The organism is Rhizobium acidisoli (genome assembly GCF_002531755.2).
In the GTDB taxonomy this organism is placed as follows: Bacteria; Pseudomonadota; Alphaproteobacteria; order Rhizobiales; family Rhizobiaceae; genus Rhizobium; species Rhizobium acidisoli.
Genome location: NZ_CP034998.1, coordinates 202,047 through 223,137, shown reverse-complemented (window position 1 = coordinate 223,137; position 21,091 = coordinate 202,047). Strand labels below are relative to the sequence as shown.

Sequence of the window (21,091 nt, the reverse complement as noted above, 5' to 3'; positions counted from 1 at the left end):
CCCAGCGGACGCGTCAAGATTAAGCCGCCTGGAGGCGGTCTGCCGACATCTTGCCGGACTTGTTGTCGCGGACGAGCTCGTAAGACAGCTTCTGGCCATCCTTGAGATCGCGCATGCCGGCGCGTTCAACGGCCGAGATGTGGACGAAAACGTCGGCAGCGCCGTCATCCGGCTGAATGAAGCCGAAGCCCTTGGTTGCGTTGAACCACTTTACGGTACCAGTGCTCATGACGATATCCTTTTCGAATCGTTCATAGAAGATTGCCGCGCGAGCCGAAGCACGAGCGGCGATGAAAACCGATTTTGGAGGAAGTTCGCCAGGAACGACGCAAGCGCCGTTTCAAAGTTCATCTAGCAAGATCGATGCGAGAACGTTTAATCGGAAATTGTGTCCGTGACAAGGCGTCCGCACGGGAAAGTCGAATTCGTGCATCTGCGGCGAAAAGGACCTTTGCCGTCGTGCCGTGGCAGCCCCCCTCTGCCCTGCCGGGTCCGGGGCGAGCCACGGGTCTCGCCCGTCCTTCGGACCCCCCACAGGTGGGGAGATTGGCTGGGCTCCCTGGCTTCCCCAAACAACTAGCGTCACGGCTGGGCGAAACGATAGAGAGGCGGGAAGGTTTGGCTACTTGCCGATCTCCCCACCTGTGGGGGAGATGCCCGGCAGGGCAGAGGGGGGGCGGCTACGGTATGACGGTAAAAGTCGCCCGCCCTAAAACGGCTTACGCCGCCACCTTCGCCCCCGCATAAGGATCAAACCGCCCATAAAACGTCTCACCCTTGGCAGCCATTTCCCGCAGCAACGGCGTCGGCTTGAAATGATCTCCGTAAGCCTCCGCTAACTTCTCCGCCAGATCCACGAAGGCCTTCGCGCCCATTCCGTCGATATAGCTGAGCGCCCCGCCGGTATAGGGCGCGAAGCCGAAGCCGAGGATCGAGCCGACGTCGGCCTCGCGCGGATCGGTGACGATGCCTTCCTCGACGGTGCGGGCGGCTTCGAGCGCGATGGTGACGAGGAATCGCTGCTTGAGGACGGCGATGTCGACGTCATCCGCCTTCTTCTGCGGATAGAGGCTCTTCAGTTCGGGCCAGAGCGACTTCTTCGCCGGTTTCGGCGGATAATCGTAGAAGCCCTTGGAATTCTTGCGGCCGAAGCGGCCCTCCTTTTCGACCATGCGGGAGATAAGCTCCATATGCCTGGGGTCGATCGCCTCCTCGCCGAGGTCGGCGACGGTGGCCTTGAGGATCTTCAGCGAGAGGTCGATGGCGACCTCGTCGTTCAGCGCCAGCGGACCGACCGGCATGCCGGCCATCTTGGCGGCATTCTCGATCATCGCGGGCGGCACGCCCTCGATCAGCATGTCGTAGCTTTCCGACATGTAGCGCAGCACGCAGCGATTGACGAAGAAGCCGCGAGTGTCGTTGACCACGATCGGCGTCTTCTTGATCGCCGCGACATAATCAAGCGCGACGGCGAGCGCCTTGTCGCCGGTCTCCTTGCCGAGGATGACCTCGGTCAGCATCATCTTCTCCACGGGAGAGAAGAAGTGGATGCCGATGAAATCGGCCGGACGCTTGGAGTTCTTCGCCAGCCCTGATATCGGCAGGGTCGAAGTATTAGAGGCGAAGATCGCGCCTTCGGGCAGCACGGCTTCCACGGCCTCGATGACCGCCTTCTTCACCTCGCGATCCTCGAACACCGCCTCGATGACCAGGCCGGCAGCGGCGAGGTCGGCATAGTCGGCCGAGGGCGTGATGCGGGAGAGAAGGGCTGCGGCCTCGTCCTGCGTAAACCTTCCCTTACCGACAGAATCCTTCACAAGGCCTTCGCAGACCGCTTTGCCCTTGGCAGCCGCCTCCATGTCGCGGTCGATCAGCGTCACCGCCAGACCGGCGGCGGCCGTGACGTAAGCGATCGAGGCGCCCATGAAACCGGCGCCGACGACGCCGACATGTTTCAGCTCGGCCTTCGGGAGACCGGCCGGGCGGCGGGCGCCCTTGCCGAGCTCCTGCATGGAGATGAACAGCGAGCGGATCATCGAGAAGGCTTCGCGGGTCTGCAGCACTTCGGTGAAATAACGCTGCTCGATCTTCAGGCCGGTGTCGAACGGCACCTGCAGGCCTTCATAGACGCATTTCAGAATGGCGAGCGCTGCCGGATAATTGCCGGATGTTTCGCGGCGCAGGATTGCGGGTGCGGCCGGCCAGAGCTGGGCCGAGGCCGGCGTCCAGATGCCGCCGCCCGGCACCTTGAAGCCCTTCTCGTCCCAGGGGGCGACCGGCTTCAGGCCGTCCTTGATCATCTGCTTGGCGGCGGGGATCAGCTGATCCGGCTCGACCACCTGATGCACGAGGTTCATCGCCTTGGCGCGGGAGCCGCTCAGCGACTGACCGGTCGTCATCATCTGCAGCGCATCCTGCGCGTTGGCCAGCCGCGGTACGCGCTGGGTGCCGCCGGCGCCGGGGAAGATGCCGACCTTCACCTCGGGCAGCGCGATCTTGACACTCTTGGCATTGGAGGCGACGCGGCCATGGCAGGCGAGCGACAGTTCGAAAGCCCCGCCCATGCAGGTGCCGTTGATGGCGGAAACCCAGGGCTTGCCCGATGTTTCGAGCTTGCGGAACAGGCCGGACATGCGCCCGACCAGGCCGAAGAGCGTCTGCACCGCCGTCTCCGGGCTCTTTTCCTTTTCGTCCTGATAGGAACCGAACATCGACTTGATCATCGACAGATCGGCACCGCCGGAGAAGGAGGATTTGCCCGAGGTGAAGACGACGCCCTTGACGGCGGCATCAGCGGTGGTGGCGTCGATGATGGCGTCGAGTTCGGCCATCACCTCTGATGTGAAGACGTTCATCGATTTGCCGGGCATGTCCCAGGTGACGAGAGCGATGCCGTCGGCGTCGGTTTCGAGCGTGAAATTTATGTAGGTCATTAGGTTTCCTCCCCGATCAGGCCGGCAAATGGCTGCGCTGCGCGTCGACTGTCTTCGTCTTTTCGGTGACGACGTCGCCGGTATGCTTGGTCTGCGACGGCTCGAAAAGCACGATCCAGCATTCCTCCTCGGCCACCGGATTATGCTCGACACCCTTCGGCACGACGTGAAAATCACCAGCCTTGAGATGTACACGCGGGCGGTCGCGATATTCGATTGTCAGCGCTCCCTTCCAGATGAGAAAAAGCTCATCCTCGTCGCGGTGGGAATGCCAGGTGAGTTGGCCCTGGACCTTGGCGAGCTTGACGCTCTGGCCGTTGAGATCAGCGATTACGCGAGGCGACCAGTGCTCGGTGACCTCGGCATATTCGGTTTCGATCGTGCCGGTGTTGAAGCTCATCGTCAGACCCTTTCGATAACCGTTGCCGTGCCCATGCCGGCGCCGATGCAGAGCGTCACGAGCGCGGTGTTCAAATCGCGGCGTTCGAGCTCGTCGAGCACCGTGCCGAGGATCATCGCGCCGGTGGCGCCGAGCGGATGGCCCATGGCGATGGCGCCGCCATTGACGTTGATCGTGTCGTGATCGATGTCGAAGGCCTGCATGTAGCGCAGCACGACTGCGGCGAAGGCCTCGTTCAGTTCGAAGAGGTCGATATCGGCAAGGCGCATGCCGGTCCGCTTCAACAGCTTCTCGGTGACATCGACGGGTCCGGTCAGCATCAGGGCCGGATCGGAGCCGATATTGGCGAAGGCCTTGATGCGGGCGCGCGGCTTCAGCCCCATGCTTTCGCCGCCGGCCTTGGAGCCCAGCAGAACGACGCCGGCACCATCGACGATGCCGGAGGAATTGCCGGCATGGTGGACATAGTTGATACGCTCGATTTCCGGATGGGCCTGGATGCCGACGGCTTCGAAGCCGCCCATCTCGCCGGGCATCTGGAAGGAGGGATTGAGGGAGGCGAGCGCCTGCATGTCGGTGCCGGGGCGCATATGCTCATCCTTATCCAGGATCGTCAGGCCGTTCTGGTCCTTGACCGGAACGACCGATCTGTCGAACCAGCCCTGGGCCCAGGCATGTCCGGCGCGCTTCTGGCTCTCGACGGCGTAGGCGTCGACATCGGTTCTGGAGAAACCGTATTTGGTGGCGATGAGATCGGCCGAGACGCCCTGCGGCATGAAATAGGCCGGGAAATTCACCGAGGGGTCCATGAACCAGGCGCCGCCGGACATGCCGAGGCCGACGCGGGACATGCTTTCGACGCCGCCCGCGATGACGATATCGTCGGCCCCTTGGGCAATCTTGCCGGCGGCGAAATTGACGGCATCGAGGCCGGAGGCGCAAAAGCGGGAGATCTGCATGCCGGGCGCCCGGGTGGAATAACCGGCCTCGAAGGCAGCGGCCTTGGGGATGACGGCGCCGGCATCCATGACCGGATCGACGCAGCCCATGATGATGTCGTCGACGGTTGCAGTGTCCAGCCCGTTGCGGTCGCGGATTGCTTCCAGCGTCTTGGCCGCCAGGCGGACGGACGGCACCTCATGCAGGGCGCCATCCTTCTTGCCGCGGCCGCGCGGCGTGCGGACGTGGTCGTAAATGAAAACCTCGGTCATATTCTCGTCTCCCTGGCGGCGCGGCGGCGCCTGTAAATCTCAACTCCCCTTCTCCCCTCGGGAGAAGGTGGCCGAAGGTCGGATGAGGGCGCGCTCGCGGCAAACTCGGCCTTGCCTACGCGCGGCCGTTCGCTCCTTCGTCGCTCACCCCCGCTCTGTCCTTCGGACATCTTCTCCCCGCTGGGGAGAAGGGGGAATTCATCTCAAAACGCTTCTGCGGCCAGCTCCATCATCGTGTCGGCGCCGGCTTCGATGCGGGCCTTGCGAAGGGCGGTTTCCGGCATGATGCGCTCCATGAAGAATTTCGCTGTGATCAGCTTATTCCTCAGGAAATCCTCGCGGGCTCCGTCGCCTGAAGCAAGGCCGTCCTCGGCGGCTTTCGCCATCTTGGCCCACATATAGCCGAGAACGACGAGGCCGAAGAGGTGCATATAGTCGGTCGAGCCGGCGCCGGCATTGTCGGGCTTGGCCATGGCGTTCTGCATGAACCACATGGTCGCGGCCTGGACGTCGTTCAAGCCCTTCTTCAGATGCTTGGTGAAGAAGGAGAGCTTTTCGTCGCTGCGATTCTCCTCGCAGAAATCGCCGATCTCCTTGAACAGCGCCATGGCGGCGCGGCCGCCGTTCAGGGCGAGCTTGCGGCCGACGAGATCAAGCGCCTGAATGCCGTTGGCGCCCTCATAGATCATGGCGATGCGGGCATCGCGCACATACTGGCTCATGCCGTGCTCTTCGATATAGCCGTGGCCGCCGAAGACCTGCTGGGCCATGACGGCATGGTCGAAGCCCTTGTCGGTCATCACGCCCTTGAGGATCGGGGTGACGAGGCCGAGAATATCGTCGGCCGTCTGGCGCTCCTTGTCGTCGGTGGCGCGGTGGGCGATATCGGATTTCAGCGCCGTCCACAGCAGGAAGGCGCGGCCGGCCTCGTTGAAGGCGCGAATGGTCATCAGCGTGCGGCGAATATCGGGGTGGACGATGATCGGATCGGCCTTCTTATCAGGCGCCTTGGGGCCGGAGAGCGAACGGCCCTGGATGCGGTCGCGGGCGTAGTTGGCGGCATTCTGATAGGCGATCTCGGAAATGGCGATGCCCTGCAGGCCGACCATCAGACGGGCCTCGTTCATCATTACGAACATGGCGTTGAGGCCGCGATTTTCGGCGCCGATCAGGAAGCCGGTCGCCTCGTCGTAATTCATGACGCAGGTGGCGTTGGCATGGATGCCCATCTTGTGTTCGATCGCGCCGCAGGTGACGGCGTTGCGGGCGCCGAGTGCACCGTCCTTGCCGACCAGGAATTTCGGCACGATGAAGAGCGAGATGCCCTTGGTACCCTCCGGCGCGCCCTCGATGCGGGCAAGCACCAGGTGGACGATATTGTCGGCCAGGTCATGCTCACCGGCGGAGATGAAGATCTTCTGGCCGGAGATCTTATAGCTGCCGTCGGCTTGCGGCACTGCCTTGGTGCGCAGCATGCCGAGATCGGTGCCGCAATGCGGTTCGGTCAAGTTCATGGTGCCGGTCCAGGCGCCGTCCACCATCTTCGGCAGATAGGTGGTTTTCTGCTCGGTCGAACCGTGGACGAGGATCGCGGCGATCGCGCCCTGCGTCAGGCCCGGATACATCATCAACGACATGTTGGCAGCGGAGGTATATTCGCCGACGGCGGTATGCAGCGTATAGGGAAGCCCCTGCCCGCCGAATTCCTCCGGCACCGCAAGGCCGATCCAGCCGCCATCGCGATAGGCTTTGTAAGCATCCTTGAAGCCCTTCGGCGTCGAGACGCTGGCATCGTCATGGCGCGTGCAGCCCTCCTGATCGCCGGAATAATTCACGGGAAAGAGAACTTCTTCGGCCACCTTGGCCGCCTCGCCGAGGATCGCTTCGATCATATCGGGCGTGGCGTCGGCAAAACCCGGCAGATTGTTGTAGCGTTCGAGGCCCAGCACGTCGTTCAGGACGAAGAGCGTATCGTTTACCGGGGCCTTGTAGACTGGCATCTGTCAAATTCCTCCCATTCGACTGCCGGTCGCGCCGGCCTCGGGGACTGTCTTACAAAATATTGACGTTTGCGTAAACGTCAAAATCGGCACCTTGGCCGCCTTTCGCGAAAAAAATTGCTGGCGCGAATCCGCAACTGCTGCGGGCTGACGAGACGCCATCTCCCCTTCCTTGTCCACCGCGGAACGGCGTATAAGCGGGAAGGCTCTTTAAACCGCAGATCGGGAATGCATCAGGATGATCAGTTTCGAGGCGATAAGGCAGCGTGCGGAGCAGCGGAAAGGCGGCGCGGCCGCGCTGCAGGCGATGCTCGAGAAGCATCGGCCGGATCACGAGCGGCTCCGCGCCATGTCCGACGACCGGATCCTCGCCGATATGACCCGGCGTATCTTCTACAGCGGCTTCGTCCAGAAGGTGATCGATGCGAAGTGGCCGGGTTTCGAAGCGGCGTTTTCCGGTTTCGATCCGGCAATGCTGAATATCGCGCCCGACGATTATTGGCATGAGCTGACCTCGGACGAACGGATCATCCGCAACGGCGCCAAGATCATGTCGGTGCGCGCCAATGCCGCCTTCATCCGGGAACTGGCGAAGGAACATGGCAGCGCCGGCGCCTTTTTCGCCGACTGGCCGCGGGAGGATCAGATCGGCCTTCTCGACCTGTTGAGCAAACGCGGCAGTCGGCTCGGCGGCATGACAGGGCAATATTTCCTGCGGGGCATCGGCCGCGACAGCTTCGTCGCCACGATGGATGTGCTCGCCTGCCTGCGATCGGCGGGCGTGCCGCTGTCTGCCTCCGGCGCAGCGAAGAAGGATCAGCCGCTGATCCAGCAGGCATTCAACCAATGGGCCGAGGAGACCGGCCTTTCCTTCATTCACCTCTCGCGCATCAGCGCCTATTCGATCGATGCGGGAGGGCCGCACTGAAATTCCGGCCAGGGCGCTGGCACGAGCCATTGGCACTTCCTACCTCTTGCAGACGATCCACGCAGGAAGATACTCATGTCCGACTTTCCCTATGCCAGCGCCCTCATCGTCGGCGCGGGTTCCGGCATCAGTGCATCGCTCGCCCGGCAATTGTCGGCGCTCGGAGTCAAGGTCGGGCTTGCCGCCCGCAACATCGAAAAGCTCCAGGCGCTATTGGAGGAAACAGGCGCCAGCGCATTCAGCGCCGATGTTTCGCAGCCTGCCAGCGTCGCGGCGCTGTTCGAAGAGGCCGCCGCCACCATCGGCGGGCCAGATGTCGTGATCTTCAATGCCGGCGCCCGGGTGCGCGGCCCGCTTGCCGAACTCGACCCCGCCGAGGTGGAAAAGGCGATTGCGACCACCGCCTTCGGCGGCTTTCTGGTGGCGCAACAGGCGGCGCAGCACATGATACCGCGCGGCCGCGGCGCAATCTTCTTCACCGGCGCTTCGGCAAGCGTGAAAGGCTTTGCGCAATCGGCCCCCTTCGCTATGGGCAAGTTCGCGCTGCGCGGTCTTGCCCAGAGTGCCGCCCGCGAGCTCGGGCCGATGGGCATCCATGTCGCCCATTTCGTCATCGACGGCGGCGTGCGTTCCGAAATCCGGCCGGACCGGGCGGAGAAACCCGACGGCACGCTGCTGCCGGATGCGATCGCCCAGACCTATATCGACGTGCTTCGCCAGCACCGCAGTGCATGGTCGCTGGAGGTGGAAGTCCGGCCCTGGACGGAGAACTTCTGAGCCGCCGGCGGCGCCGAAGAGGCCGCTTTCGCGGCGGTTACGAACAGACTATGTTTCGTTAAAAGAGCTGGTTGGGAGGAACCCGATGCCGCGCCTGGACCACGTCACGATCGAAACACGCGATGCGCCTCGCATGATCGGCTTCTTCAAGACCGTGCTCGGCGTCGAGGAAGGCTACCGGCCGCCCTTCCCCTCGCCCGGCCACTGGCTCTATCTGGACGACCGCCCGGTCATTCATCTCAGCCTGACATCGCGCGGCAGTGATTTTCCGCTGGGGATTTTCAACCATGTCGCCTTCAGCCTTTATGAATTCGCCCCGGCGCTGGAGCGCATCAAGGCGAGCGGCTATCGCTACGAATATTACGATATCCCCGACACCGATCTCGGCCAGGTCTTCGTTTACGGCCCCGAGGGCGTGAAGATCGAGCTGCAATATAAGCGGCCGGACTGAACGCGCCACTGCCGTTCGATCCGACCAATTGGCCGGCAATTGCCGCCAAAAACGGCGTTTTGAGCCCAAACGTTAAAAAATTCTCAGCGACATTAACGGCTTGTTTACCACGTTTCGTGAAAGGTGCGGATTGAGCAATAGCAATCCGCATTCCTTTTCCCAGTCTCGCGTTTCTCAAGGGTGCCGCTACATCGTTCAGCTTGAGGAAAGTCTAATTGACTAACTTCTGATGAAAGATGCTCCGGTCCGCGTGAAGACGCTGGCCACAGACGGAAAAGCCACGGATCGAGCTCTGACGAGGGGTCGAGCAGTCGAAGCGAGCAAGAAGATGAACGGATCGCGATCAAATCCTTCCCGACAGTCCGACAGGACTTCGCTCGATGCGCTGAACCGCACGATCGAGGGGCTGGAGGCACGCATTGAAGGGCTGATGGGCAGCGGGCGCGAACAGCGGCCGCGCACGGCAACGGCCGAGCGCGATCCCTATGCCGGCTCCAACACGCCGCGCCCGGCAAGGGCGCCGCTCGAGCCGCGGCCGGATCCGCTCGCCGAAATACGCCAGCGCCAGCGCGCGCTCGAAGCCGGCCGTGAGCGGCCCTACGGACGCGAGCCGGCCCCGCAATTGCGCGACCCTGCGCCGCGCCCCGCACCGCAGGCGGCACCCGCCTTCCGCGCCGGCGACGACACGATGACGGAGATCGCCCAGGCGCTCGTCAACCTGCGCCAGGACCTGAAGCGCGACATCTCCGAAGGCGTCACCCGCGAGATGAACGCGTTGCGCGCCGAACTTCGCGAGATCAAGACGAATGCCGGAGACGGCCGCTTCGCCGACGACATGCGCGCGGATATGGGCCGCCTTGCCCAGAGCATCACCCAGCTGACCGGCCGTTCGAGCGCCCCGGAGGCCACCGGCCTTCGCGAGGATTTCGAGGAGCTGCGCTCGCTGATGGACGGGCTGGCGCGCGAGGATTCGCTGCGCCATATGGAAAATCGCTGGGACGGCTTCGAAAGTCGGCTTGCCGCCCTCGATACCGAGGGGCTGCAGGAAGAGCTGGTGTCGCTCGCCTATCGGCTCGACGACATCAAGCGCCATATCGGCGGCATGGGCGAAAGCCCGGCAGTCAGGGCGCTCGAGGACAAGCTCATCGCCATCGCCACGGCGATGGAGCAGTTCGGCAGCATGATCCAGCCGCACGACCGGGTGATGTCCGAACAGTTCGCCGCCATGGACATGCGGCTCGACGAAATCAGCCGGGCGATCGCGGCCAGCGGACGCGCGGCCGCCGCCAACGATCCGGGGCTGATGCAGCGGCTGGAAGGCCGGCTTTCGGCGCTCGCCGACCAGATCGACCTGATGAGCCATGATGCGGCCAATCGCGCAACGCCTGATGACGAGCTGGCGCTGCGGCTGGAGGCGCTGACATCCCGCGTCGAGGAGCTGACCAAGGCGGAAGCAACGTCGCGGCTCGACGAACGGCTGGAACATCTGTCCTATCTGCTGGAGCACACCCAGAAGGCCGCGCCGCAGCCCGACCTCACCGGACCGCTTTCCGACATTTCCCGCAAGATCGACGCGCTCGAAAACGGCGCGGTCAACGACGTGCTGGCGCAGCGGCTCGATTATCTCGCCCGGCGCATCGACGAGATGGCCCATCAGCCGCCGGCGCCTGTCGCGGCGGTCGACGACGGGGCCTTCCGGCGCCTCGAAGGACGGCTGAGCGACATCGCCGCCCGGCTGGAAGAAAGCACGGCGGCAGCGCCGACCGATCCGCATGCGCTGAAGAACCTCGAAGACCAGATCGCCAATCTTTCGGCCCTGATGAGCGAGCCGCGCGAAAGCGCCGCGATCCCCGCCGATCTCGACCGGCGCATGGGCGCGATCGAAGATTATATGGCGACGAGCGACGAATATATCATCGAGGCGGCGCGCCAGGCGGCGGAAGCCGTCGTCGAGGCCTATTCGCGCAATGGCGCCGCACAGGGCGGCGTGCCCGCCGCCGACATGTCGGCGCTGACGGCGCTCGCCGAAGATTTGCGCCACCTCGAGGATATCAGCCGCGACAGCGAGGAACGCACGCACAAGACCTTCAAGGCGCTGCACGAGACGCTGGTGCATATCGCCGACCGCCTCGACGGCATGGAAGAGCGCGGGCGGCCCGCCGCCCAGATGCCGTTGGCCGAGGTCGATTTCGATGTCGATCCCTATGCGCTGATGGTGGCCGAGGCCGAGATGAACAAAGCGCCGGCCGCTGTCGCGACGGCGAAGGCCTCTCCGGTCATCCGCACCGCCGAGGTCGCCGCCGAACCTGCCGCCCCGGCGCAGGCAACCGCCATGAGCGGAACGAGCGCGATCGCCATCGAAGCCGCGACCAGAACACCGGAGGCTGCTACCCCCGCGCTGGCACCGGCACCGGCAAAGGCCAGCCTGCTCGCCAGCCTCGGCAAGCGGCTGCGGCCCGGCAAGAAAGCCGAGAGCCGGGCAACCGAACGCCCGATGATCGACCCCGCGCCGTCGATCGATCCCGCCGACGTGGTGCCGAGCGACGCGTCCAACGAACTGCTCGAGCCGGGTTCTGGCGCACCGGACGTCAAGAAGATCCTCGAGCGGGTTCGCGCCAGCCAGAGTGCGGCACGCGGCAAACCTGCCGCCGAAACCGATCGCGCCGATTATATCGCCGCTGCCCGCCGCGCCGCCCAGGCGGCCGCGATGGAAGTGGACGCCAATCCGAAACAGGCAGCCGTCAAGGGCGAGAAGAAGGCTGCCGACAAGGCCGGAAAGATTTCCGACAAGACGGATAAGACAGGCAAGACCAGCGCCTTTTCGCGCTACCGCCGGCCGATCCTGCTGGCAGTCGGCGCCGTGCTGCTCGCGATCATGGCATTTCCGCTTGCCAGAACGCTGACGAGCGGCGAGAGCGCGCCGCAGGCGCCGGCCGAAGTCTCGGCGCTGACCGGCGCCACGGAAAGCCCGCAGCCGGCCTCGCCTGAGGTGACACCCCAGCCGGAGAACAATGCGGCGGACATGGCCGCTCCCGCAACGGAGGCGACGCCACCGGCCGGCGAGCAGGCACAGCCGCAAACAGCCCCACCGGTTGCCGGCGATCATCTGACCGACGCAACGCCGCTCGATGGCGAGGGGGCAGCGACGCTTGCCCCGGCCGCCCCATCGGGCGTTGCGCAGGAGACATCGGGCTTCGTCCCGAACACGCCGGCCGCATCCGCCCCGCAGGCCGCCATCACCATTCCCGATACTATCCAGCCGAAATCGCTCGCCGATGCGGCGCAGGGCGGCGATGCGCTGGCACTGTTTGAGATCGGTGCGCGTTATTCGGACGGCCGCAACGGCATCACGGTCGATCAGAAGCAGGCCGCAGGCTGGTATCAGATGTCGGCCGACAAGGGTTTTGCGCCGGCACAATACCGGCTCGGCAGCATGTACGAGAAGGGCAACGGCGTCGAACGCGACATCGCCAAGGCCAAGGGCTTCTACGAACAGGCGGCGAACCAGGGCAATGCCAGCGCCATGCATAATCTCGCCGTGCTCTACGCCTCCGGCGCGCTCGGCCAGCAGGATTATGCGACGGCGGCCTCGTGGTTCACCAAGGCCGCCAACCTCGGCATCACCGACAGCCAGTTCAACCTGGCGATCCTCTGTGCGAGGGGCAACGGCGTTCCGGCGGATCTCGAAGAATCCTACAAATGGTTTGCGATCGCCGCCAAGGCCGGCGACAAGGATGCGGCGCAGAAGCGCGACGAAGTGGCCAACGCCATGAAGCCCGACCAGCTCGAACGCGCCCGCGCCAAGGCCGATCTCTGGAAGCCGGAGCCGCTCGACCACCGCAGCAATACCATCGACATTCCGGACGAATGGGCGGGAACCGGCCTGAAGACGGCAAGCGTCGACATGAAGAAGGCGGTCCGCAACATCCAGGCGATCCTCAACAATAACGGCTTCGACGCCGGGACGCCGGATGGCGAAATGGGCGCCAAGACGGTGACCGCGATCAAGAACTTCCAGAAGTCGATCGGCCAGGAGCCGGACGGCAAGGTGACCGACGCGACCGTCAAGGCGCTGCTCGAACGCAACAAGCAGGGAGCCAAGGCGATCTGAGAGACGCCGCGGCGGACGGTCTTTATCCGCGTTGGCAATTGGTGGATGGCATTCCAGAACCGGGCTCTGAGCCGTGAATAGTCCCTTGTGCCCGCCCACCCTCCGTCATGCTCGGCCTTGAGCCGAGCATCCACACGGCATCCACCAGCAGCCGCGGCATGGATCCTCGGCTCAAGGCCGAGGATGACGGAGAGTGGGGTTGGCTTTCTGCCGAACTCTCCCAAGGCATGTCCCCGGCGGGGTTAGGGTGGGCAGCCATTGTGTCGCAAATCCAAAGGCTCGGCCGGACTTTGTCAGCAATCCCAGCCTGGCGGCACTATGCCGCAAGGCTTTCTCCACTTTTTGCTCCCGCCCGTCATGCAATCTGAAAAAAGCCGGATTATGCGGGACATATCCATCCGCGCATCCGGCGAATCTTCTGCCACCGATCTCCATCGCTCGATCCAAGGGCCGATCGAAAGCCTCTGGCAACGATTTCACAGTATGGTGCGCATTCGAACGGGGACATGACAGAAACCGCCCGGCAGGCGCGGTCATCATTCGGGGTCGGTTGTGACAATCTATCTGCCCATCGCAGAATTGTCGGTGAACATTTTCATCATTCTCGGCATGGGGGCGGCCGTCGGGTTCCTGTCTGGAATGTTCGGCGTCGGCGGCGGCTTTCTGATCACGCCGCTGCTGATCTTCTACAATATTCCCCCGGTCGTTGCCGTCGCCACCGGCGCCAACCAGGTCGTGGCCTCGTCGATCTCCGGCGCGATCACCCATTTCCGGCGCGGCACGCTCGACGTCAAGCTCGGCACTGTGCTTTTGATCGGCGGCCTCACCGGCGCCACGGTCGGCATCTGGATCTTCTCGCTACTGCGCGCCATCGGTCAGCTCGATCTGATCATCTCGCTGATGTATGTCATCTTCCTTGGCACGGTCGGCGGGCTGATGCTGCTCGAAAGCATCAATGCCATGCGGCGGGCGGCGCGCAACGAGCCGCCGGCGCCGCGCAAACCCGGCCACCAGCACTGGGTGCACAGACTGCCGCTGAAGGTGCGCTTCAAGAAGTCGAAGATCTTTCTCAGCGTTATTCCGATCGTCGCGCTCGGTTTTGCGATCGGCATCCTCACCTCGATCATGGGCGTCGGCGGCGGCTTCATCATGGTGCCGGCGATGATCTATCTGTTGCGCATCCCGACCAATGTCGTCGTCGGCACGTCGCTGTTCCAGATCATCTTCGTGACCGCCTATACGACGATCGTCCAGGCGGCGACGAATTTTTCCGTCGATATCGTGCTCGCCTTCATCCTGATGGTGGCGGGCGTCATCGGCGCGCAATACGGCGTGCGCGTCGGCCAGAAGCTGCGCGGCGAACAGCTGCGCGCCCTGCTCGGCCTGCTGGTGCTTGCCGTCGGCCTGCGTCTGGCGATCGCCCTGGTGGTGACGCCGGCCGACATCTATTCGGTGGTGATCGGAGCCCACAACTGATGCGCCTGCTTGCCGCCGTCCTCACATTGTTTTGCCTGCTGCCGGTGGCCGCCTGGGCGCAATGGCTGCCCGGGCAGTCAACCGAAGCGGTGCGTGAAGGGCTTGAGATCGGCACGTCGACCAGCGAAATTGCCATCACCTCGGATTTCCACGGCGCCGATCTGACCATCTTCGGGGCGCTGTCGAATACCGACCAGCTGCTGCTTGCCATCGGCCAATATGACGTGGTCGTGGTGCTGGAGGGCCCGCGACAGGATGCGACGGTGCGCAAGAAGGAGCGCGTCTTCGGCATCTGGGTGAATACGCGCTCGATGACCTTCGAATCCGTGCCGCATTCCTATTCGATGTCGAGTTCGCGGATGATCGACGACCTGACGACGCCGCTCGAACTGACCGACCAGGGGATCGGCATCGACCATATTCCGCTGACGCCGGTCGGCTTCGTCGGCGACGGCAGCAATCTCGGCGAATTCCGCGATGCCTTCCGGCGGCTGCAGCAGGGCGGCGGGTTCTACGACCGCAACCCGAGCGGCGTGCGCTTCGTTTCCTCCAACCTCTTCAAGGCGAGCCTGCGCCTGCCGGCAAACATCCCGAACGGCGTCCACACCGTGCGCGCCTATCTGTTCAAGAGCGGCATTCTGGTGACCGAGGAATCGCTGCCGCTACGCGTCATCAAGACCGGCATCGAGCAGATGATCACCGACGCCGCCCATGGTCAGCCGATCCTCTACGGCTGCGCGTCCGTGCTGCTCGCCCTCATCACCGGCTGGGGCGCCAGCCTGATCTTCCGCAAGGACTGATCCGCCGCCGGCGCGGCATTCATGAAAATCTCCTCCCGGAATGGCACGCGGCACGGATGCAGCTGATCCTGTTTTCTCGCGAAAAACCGCTTGCATTTTGCCATCAGTCATCCTAGCTTAAACCAGTTGCTAATCGCAATCTGTTTGTTGGAGCGAACGCAATCCACAAGGAGGATGGACATGAGAAAGCTTATCGTCTGGAACCTGATGACCCTCGACGGCTATTTCGAAGGCACCAAGCCCTGGGATATCGACTTCCACAATCTCGCCTGGGGGCCGGAGCTGCAGCACTATGCCGAGCAATTCGGCGAGGAAGGCGATCTCCTGGTCTTCGGCCGCAAGACCTATGAGGGCATGGCCTCCTACTGGCCGACCGCCGAAAGCGAAGACACAATCAAGGCCTATATGAACGGCATCGCCAAGATCGCCGTGTCGAGGACGATGACCGAGCCCGGCTGGAACAATGCCCGCATCGTCAGCGATCCGATCCCGGAACTGACGCGGCTGAAGCAGGAAGACGGCAAGACGATCTTCATCTTCGGCAGTGCCGAGCTTGCCGACAGCCTGCTGAAAGCGGGGCTTATCGATGAAATCGGGGTCTGCGTCGTGCCCGTCATCCTCGGCGGCGGCAACCCACTCTTCAAGCCTGCGGAGGGCCAGGTGCCGCTGAAACTCATCGAATCCTCAACGACACAAGGCGGCGCGGCGATCCTGCGCTACGAGCCCGTGAAAGCGTAGCGTGTTAGACTATCTGATGACGCCGGCGGCCCAATCTGGGGCCGCATTCGGCTTTTCCTGCGGAAATGGCGCCTCTATCATCGTCCCCGAACATGGGGAGACGGAGCATGGCAGAAGGCGCTGACCTGCCGCCTGCGGAAGAACAAGATGAACGGCCGGCGGTGAATACACCGGTGGAGATCCGATGCAGCGACGGCGTGATGCTCGGCGGCCACCTTTGGACCTCGGGCGGGGCGAAGGCTCACGCCAGCGTCATCATCAATCCCGCGACCGGCGTGCTTGCACGTTATTATCACCGTTACGCCCAGTTTCTCGCCGCTCACGGTTTCGACGTCCTGACCTATGACTACCGCGGCATTGGGCTTTCGCGGCCGTCGCGGCTCCGCGGCTGCGGTTATCGGTGGCGGGAGTGGGGCGAAAAGGACTTCGACGCGGCGCTGCGGTTCGTCGACGGACGGGCGGACCAGCCGCTTTACATCGTCGGCCACAGTATCGGCGGTTTTCTGCCGGGCCTCTCGAAACATGCCGGCCGGATCGACCGCATGCTGACGATGGGCGCCCAATACGCCTATTGGCGCGACTATGCGCCGGCGCGCCGCATGCGGCTGCTGATGAAATGGCACGTCGCCATGCCGGCGCTGACGGCACTCTTCGGCTATTTCCCCGGCAAAGGGCTCGGCTGGCTCGAGGATCTGCCGGCCGGCGTCGCCCATGAATGGAGCTTTCGCCGGGCGCGCATGGAAATGAGCCACCCGGCCGCGGAGCGGGACGAGGTGCTCAAGCGTTTTGCTGCGGTGACCGCACCCATCCTGGCCGTCGCCATGTCGGACGACGAACTCGGAACCGTGCCGGCGATCCGTCGCACGCTTGCCTATTACCGCAACGCCGAGATCGACGAAGTGCTGCTGCAGCCCGCCGATCTCGGCTTCGAGGCGATCGGCCATTTCGGCCTGTTCCATTCACGTCATTGCGAGGGTTTCTGGCGCGATAGCGTCGTCTGGCTGCGTGACGGCATCCATCCCTGGCCGGCGCAGGCAGCCCTTCAGAAAACTTCGTATTCGACTAAAAACCGGTTTTTAACATTTACGAGTTAGTAATCTCTCGGAAACGAGAGATTTTGTCATGCGTACTCGTATCGTTCTGACCGCCGTGGGTCTCGCGCTGCTTGCCGGCTGCGCGACGGCGCCGAAGCAGACGCGGAACATCTGTGCCGTCTTCGACGAGCGCGACGGGCTTTTCTCCAGCTGGCAGAGTGCGGCCGAGCGGACGGAGAAGAAATACGGCGTACCGGTGCCGATCCTGATGGCGACGATGTACACCGAATCCGGCTTCCAGCCCTATGCGCGGCCGCCGCGCATCAAACTGTTCGGCTTCATTCCCTGGACCCGGCCTTCGACCGCCTATGGCTATTCGCAGGCGCTCGACGGGACGTGGGACCATTATCAGTCGCAGACCGGGAACTGGACCGCACGGCGGGCGAACTTCGCCGACGCGATCGATTTCATCGGCTGGTACCACGCCCAGAACAGCGCCGAGACCGGCATTCCGCTGAACGATGCCTATAATCTCTACCTCGCCTATTATTCCGGCCCGACGGGATACAAGCGCGGCGACTGGCGCTCGAACGGGCAGTTGCAGCAGACGGCGCAGAAATTCGCGCGGATGGCAGGGACCTATCAGCAGCAGTTGCGGGAGTGTGATTGATTTAAGGGTGTGCCGTGAAAGCCCCCTCTGCCCTGCCGGGCATCTCCCCCTCAGGTGGGGAGATCGGCAGGGCGCGATGGTTTCCCCAAGCAATGACGAACTGGTGTTCCGCACGACATCGGAGAGGGACTGGCGAGCCGACCTTTTGCCGATCTCCCTCCTTGTGGGGGAGATGCCCGGCAGGGCAGAGGGGGGTGCCACACGGCATGCCCTCTCCGTGACAACAGGCGCTACCCCCGCAAATTCCCATACCTGACCGAATAAATCCGATTCCGCCCCAACAGATGCGCCACCAGCGACCCCCAGTCGAACAGGCCTTTCATCGCCTGATGGCCGAGATCGAGGCCGCCGCTCATGACGCCGAAGGCGGGCATCAGCAGGCGGGCGCCGTCGGTGGCAAAACAGGGGCGGCGGATGGATCTTTCGCGGCGGCGCACCGTCGCCGACGGGTGCAGATGGCCGGCGATTTCGCCGCTCTGCAAGCCGTTCCGCGGCTCGTGGCGGAAGGTCAGGCCGGCATAATGCATCTCGTCGACCGAGGCGCCGGGCAGATCGACGACGCCGTCGGGATCGTGATTGCCGTTGACCCAGATCCATTCGCGGCCGCGGGCCATGGCGACGATCAACGCCCGAAAATTCTCCGGCAGATGTTTGGAGCCGATGCGGTCATGGAAATTGTCGCCGAGCGAAACGATGAGCTTCGGATCATAGCGGGATATAACGGCGGCGAGCACGGTGAGCGTCGCCAGCGTATCATAGGGCGGCAGCATCATGCCGCGGCGGGCGAAGGCGGCACCTTTTTCCAGATGCAGGTCGGAGACGACGAGCAGGCCGGCATCCGGCAGATAGAGAGCGCCAAGCGGATCGCAGACGGCGGCAATGCCATGGACCGATGTCTCGATCCCGGGGATAGCAGCCAATCCGGATATGTCGCGCGCCAGCGCCAGGCGGTTCATCACTATCGTCGTTTCCAATTCTCGTCAGGCCCAATCTCCAGGCCCAGTCTCTTCAGGCGAGCGCCTCGGCGATCAGATCGTCGGCCGCTTCGGCCAAGAGCGCGTCATGGGCCTCGCCCGGCACCGCCTCGCGTCCGATCTCCAGCATCACCGGCACGGCGAGCGGAGAAATATGGTCGAGCGGGCGGTGGGTGATGTGCCCCCTGATTCGCCTCAGCATATCGCCAAGGCGGCCAATATCCAAAAGTCCCGTCGCCGCATCCTGCCGCGTCGCCTGCAACAGGATGTGATCCGGCTCGTGGCTGCGTAGCACGTCATAGATCAGATCGGCCGAGACGGTGATCTGCCGGCCGCTCTTTTCCTTGCCCGGATGGCGGCGCTCGATCAAGCCTGCAATCACGGCGCAATTGCGGAAGGTGCGCTTCAGCAGGAAGGATTCGTCGAGCCAGGCTTCGAGATCGTCGCCGAGCATGTCCTCGTCGAAGAGGTCGGAGAGGCTGAGCCGGCCATTGGCGATCATCATCCCCATATCCTCGAGGCCCCAGACGGCCAGCGAATAATCGGTGGCGACGAAGCCGAGCGGTTTGGCGCCCGCCCGCTCCAGCCGGCGGGTCAGCAGCATGCCGAGCGTCTGATGGGCGAGACGGCCTTCGAAGGGATAGGCGACCATATAACCGCGGCTGCCGCGCGGGAAGGTTTCGATCAGGAACTCGTCGCGCTTCGGCAGCATCGACTTGTCCTCCTGCAGCGACAGCCAGTCGCGCACCTGATCCGGCAGATGGCGCCAACGGTCGGGATCGGCGATCATCGCCCGCACCTGCTCGGCGAGATAGGTCGACAGCGGAAACTTGCCGCCATTGTAGGAGGGGATTTTCGGATCGAGCGAAAAGGCCTGCGAGGCCAGGCATTCGTTTTCGCGAATGCCCTCGAAGCGCAGCACCTTGCCGGAGAAGACAAACGTGTCGCCCGGCGACAATTGCTCGAGGAAATATTCCTCGACCTTCCCCAGCGTGGCGCCGCCGCGGCCGATCCGGCCGCCCTCGCCGCGTTTGACCATACGGATGTTCAGCATCGGGCTTTCGACGATGGTGCCGAGATTGAGGCGGTATTGCTGGGCGACGGCCGGATTGGAGACGCGCCAGCGGCCTTCCTTGGTCTTGCGGATGCGGGCGTAACGCTCATAGGTGCGGAGCGCATAACCGCCGGTCGCGACGAAATCGACGATGCGCTCGAAGGTCTCCCAGCTGAGATCGGCATAGGGCGAGGCGCTGATGATTTCATCGTAGAGTTCCAGCATGTCGAAAGGTTCGGCGCAGGCCATGCCGAGGACGTGCTGGGCGAGCACGTCGAGTGCGCCGCGGCCGACCGGCGGGGTGTCCTGTGCGCCGATATAATTGGCGTCGAGCGCCGCCTGGCACTCCATCACCTCGAAGCGATTGGCCGGCACGAGGATCGCCTTCGAGGGCTCGTCCATCCGGTGATTGGCGCGGCCGATGCGCTGGGCAAGACGCGAGGCGCCCTTCGGCGCACCGACATGGATGACGAGATCGACATCGCCCCAGTCGATGCCGAGATCGAGCGTCGAGGTGGCGACGACGGCGCGCAGCCGGTTTTCGGCCATCGCCGCCTCGACCTTGCGGCGCTGGGCGACATCGAGCGAGCCGTGATGGAGGGCGATCGGCAGGTTGTCGTCATTGATCGTCCAGAGTTCCTGGAAGAGCATTTCGGCCTGGCTGCGGGTATTGACGAAGAGCAGCGTCGTCTGGTGGTCGACGAGCTGGTTGTAGACGTCGGGAATGGCATATTTGGCGGAATGGCCGGCCCAGGGAATACGCTCTTCGGTCGACAGGATCGAGATATCGGGCTTGGCGCCGCCTTCGACGACGACGAGACCGGCATGGTGTTCCCTGCCCTCCTGCCCGCTGCCCTCCTGTTGGGCGACCAGCCATTTCTGCAGATCCATCGGTTCGGCGACGGTCGCCGACAGGCCGATGGTCTGGAGGCCGGGAGCAAGCCTGCGCAGGCGGGCAAGGCCGAGCGACAGCATATGGCCGCGCTTGGAGGTGACGAGCGAATGCAGCTCGTCGAGGACGACATATTTCAGATCCTTGAAGAAGCGCTCGGCCTCGCGGTTGGCCAGAAGCAGGGCGACCTGTTCGGGCGTCGTCAGCAGAATATCCGGCGGGTTGAGCTTCTGGCGCTGGCGCTTGGCGTTCGGCGTATCGCCGGTGCGGTTTTCGACGGTGACCGGCAGGCCCATCTCCTCGACCGGTTTCATCAGATTGCGCTCGATGTCGATCGCCAGCGCTTTCAGCGGCGAGACGTAGAGCGTGTGAATGCCGGTGAAGGCGGAGCCAGGCGGAATCCTGCCGCGGCGGGTGAGGTCGGTCAGCGACGGCAGAAAACCGGCAAGCGTCTTGCCGGCGCCTGTGGGAGCAATCAGCAGCGTGCTTTCGCCGGCCTCGGCACGGGCAAGCAGTTCCAGCTGATGGGCGCGCGGCCGCCAGCCCTTTTCCGCAAACCAGCGGGTAAAGGCGGCAGGCAGCAAAGCGCGGGCTTCGGAATCGATCTGGTCCACATCCTGAAGGTAGTCAAAGCTTGGGGAA

Annotated in this window: 16 protein-coding genes; 9 read left to right on the top strand and 7 right to left on the bottom strand. The window is 63.7% G+C overall.

Annotation, left to right across the window (positions count from 1 at the left end):
• Positions 1-19: 19 nt before the first annotated feature.
• From CO657_RS01135 to CO657_RS01115, 5 genes are all read right to left on the bottom strand, one after another.
• Positions 20-229: a cold-shock protein gene (locus tag CO657_RS01135; RefSeq protein ID WP_003545273.1), complete on the bottom strand. Its 210-nt coding sequence runs from the start codon at positions 227-229 to the stop codon at positions 20-22.
• A 490-nt stretch (positions 230-719) separates the two neighbouring features.
• Positions 720-2,933 carry a 3-hydroxyacyl-CoA dehydrogenase NAD-binding domain-containing protein gene (locus CO657_RS01130; RefSeq protein WP_054183781.1) on the bottom strand — a complete coding sequence of 738 codons (2,214 nt, stop codon included), beginning with the start codon at positions 2,931-2,933 and terminating at the stop codon, positions 720-722.
• Between the two features lie 16 nt (positions 2,934-2,949).
• Positions 2,950-3,333, bottom strand: coding sequence for a cupin domain-containing protein (locus CO657_RS01125; RefSeq protein WP_012556535.1), 384 nt, complete (start codon positions 3,331-3,333; stop codon positions 2,950-2,952).
• A 2-nt stretch (positions 3,334-3,335) separates the two neighbouring features.
• Entirely contained in the window at positions 3,336-4,544 is a 1,209-nt protein-coding gene (locus CO657_RS01120; RefSeq protein ID WP_012556534.1) for an acetyl-CoA C-acetyltransferase, read from the bottom strand.
• 203 nt (positions 4,545-4,747) lie between these two features.
• Positions 4,748-6,544 (bottom strand): acyl-CoA dehydrogenase C-terminal domain-containing protein, encoded by a 1,797-nt coding sequence (locus tag CO657_RS01115; protein ID WP_054183782.1) that lies wholly within the window; start codon positions 6,542-6,544, stop codon positions 4,748-4,750.
• Between the two features lie 238 nt (positions 6,545-6,782).
• On the opposite strand from CO657_RS01115, the gene CO657_RS01110 reads away from it, so the two are divergent.
• The 9 genes from CO657_RS01110 to CO657_RS01065 all read left to right on the top strand — a co-directional run bounded on the left by CO657_RS01110 (position 6,783) and on the right by CO657_RS01065 (position 17,529).
• Positions 6,783-7,472: a DNA-3-methyladenine glycosylase I gene (locus tag CO657_RS01110; RefSeq protein WP_054183783.1), complete on the top strand. Its 690-nt coding sequence runs from the start codon at positions 6,783-6,785 to the stop codon at positions 7,470-7,472.
• A gap of 75 nt (positions 7,473-7,547) precedes the next feature.
• Complete coding sequence (locus tag CO657_RS01105; RefSeq protein WP_054183784.1) at positions 7,548-8,249, top strand: SDR family NAD(P)-dependent oxidoreductase; 702 nt, start codon at positions 7,548-7,550, stop codon at positions 8,247-8,249.
• A gap of 85 nt (positions 8,250-8,334) precedes the next feature.
• A complete protein-coding gene (locus CO657_RS01100; protein ID WP_054183785.1) occupies positions 8,335-8,700 on the top strand; it encodes a VOC family protein in 366 nt (121 codons plus the stop codon).
• Positions 8,701-9,028: 328 nt separating this feature from the next.
• Entirely contained in the window at positions 9,029-12,811 is a 3,783-nt protein-coding gene (locus CO657_RS01095; RefSeq protein ID WP_054183808.1) for a peptidoglycan-binding protein, read from the top strand.
• A gap of 552 nt (positions 12,812-13,363) precedes the next feature.
• Positions 13,364-14,287, top strand: coding sequence for a sulfite exporter TauE/SafE family protein (locus CO657_RS01085; protein WP_054183786.1), 924 nt, complete (start codon positions 13,364-13,366; stop codon positions 14,285-14,287).
• The gene (locus CO657_RS01080) at positions 14,287-15,087 is read left to right on the top strand and encodes a TIGR02186 family protein (RefSeq protein ID WP_054183787.1); all 801 of its coding nucleotides are present in this window, start codon (positions 14,287-14,289) and stop codon (positions 15,085-15,087) included. The genes CO657_RS01085 and CO657_RS01080 overlap by 1 nt, the downstream gene beginning before the upstream one ends.
• A 180-nt stretch (positions 15,088-15,267) precedes the next feature.
• Positions 15,268-15,825: a dihydrofolate reductase family protein gene (locus CO657_RS01075; RefSeq protein WP_054183788.1), complete on the top strand. Its 558-nt coding sequence runs from the start codon at positions 15,268-15,270 to the stop codon at positions 15,823-15,825.
• Positions 15,826-15,932: 107 nt separating this feature from the next.
• Positions 15,933-16,919: an alpha/beta hydrolase family protein gene (locus CO657_RS01070; protein WP_054183789.1), complete on the top strand. Its 987-nt coding sequence runs from the start codon at positions 15,933-15,935 to the stop codon at positions 16,917-16,919.
• Between the two features lie 28 nt (positions 16,920-16,947).
• A complete protein-coding gene (locus CO657_RS01065) occupies positions 16,948-17,529 on the top strand; it encodes a transglycosylase SLT domain-containing protein (protein WP_054183790.1) in 582 nt (193 codons plus the stop codon).
• A gap of 230 nt (positions 17,530-17,759) precedes the next feature.
• On the opposite strand, the gene pdeM is transcribed toward CO657_RS01065, so the two are convergent.
• Both pdeM and CO657_RS01050 read right to left on the bottom strand, forming a co-directional pair.
• Positions 17,760-18,485, bottom strand: a complete 726-nt coding sequence (gene pdeM, locus CO657_RS01055) for a ligase-associated DNA damage response endonuclease PdeM (RefSeq protein WP_054183791.1) — start codon at positions 18,483-18,485, stop codon at positions 17,760-17,762.
• A gap of 52 nt (positions 18,486-18,537) precedes the next feature.
• Positions 18,538-21,063 (bottom strand): ligase-associated DNA damage response DEXH box helicase, encoded by a 2,526-nt coding sequence (locus CO657_RS01050; protein ID WP_054183792.1) that lies wholly within the window; start codon positions 21,061-21,063, stop codon positions 18,538-18,540.
• Between the last annotated feature and the right edge of the window lie 28 nt (positions 21,064-21,091).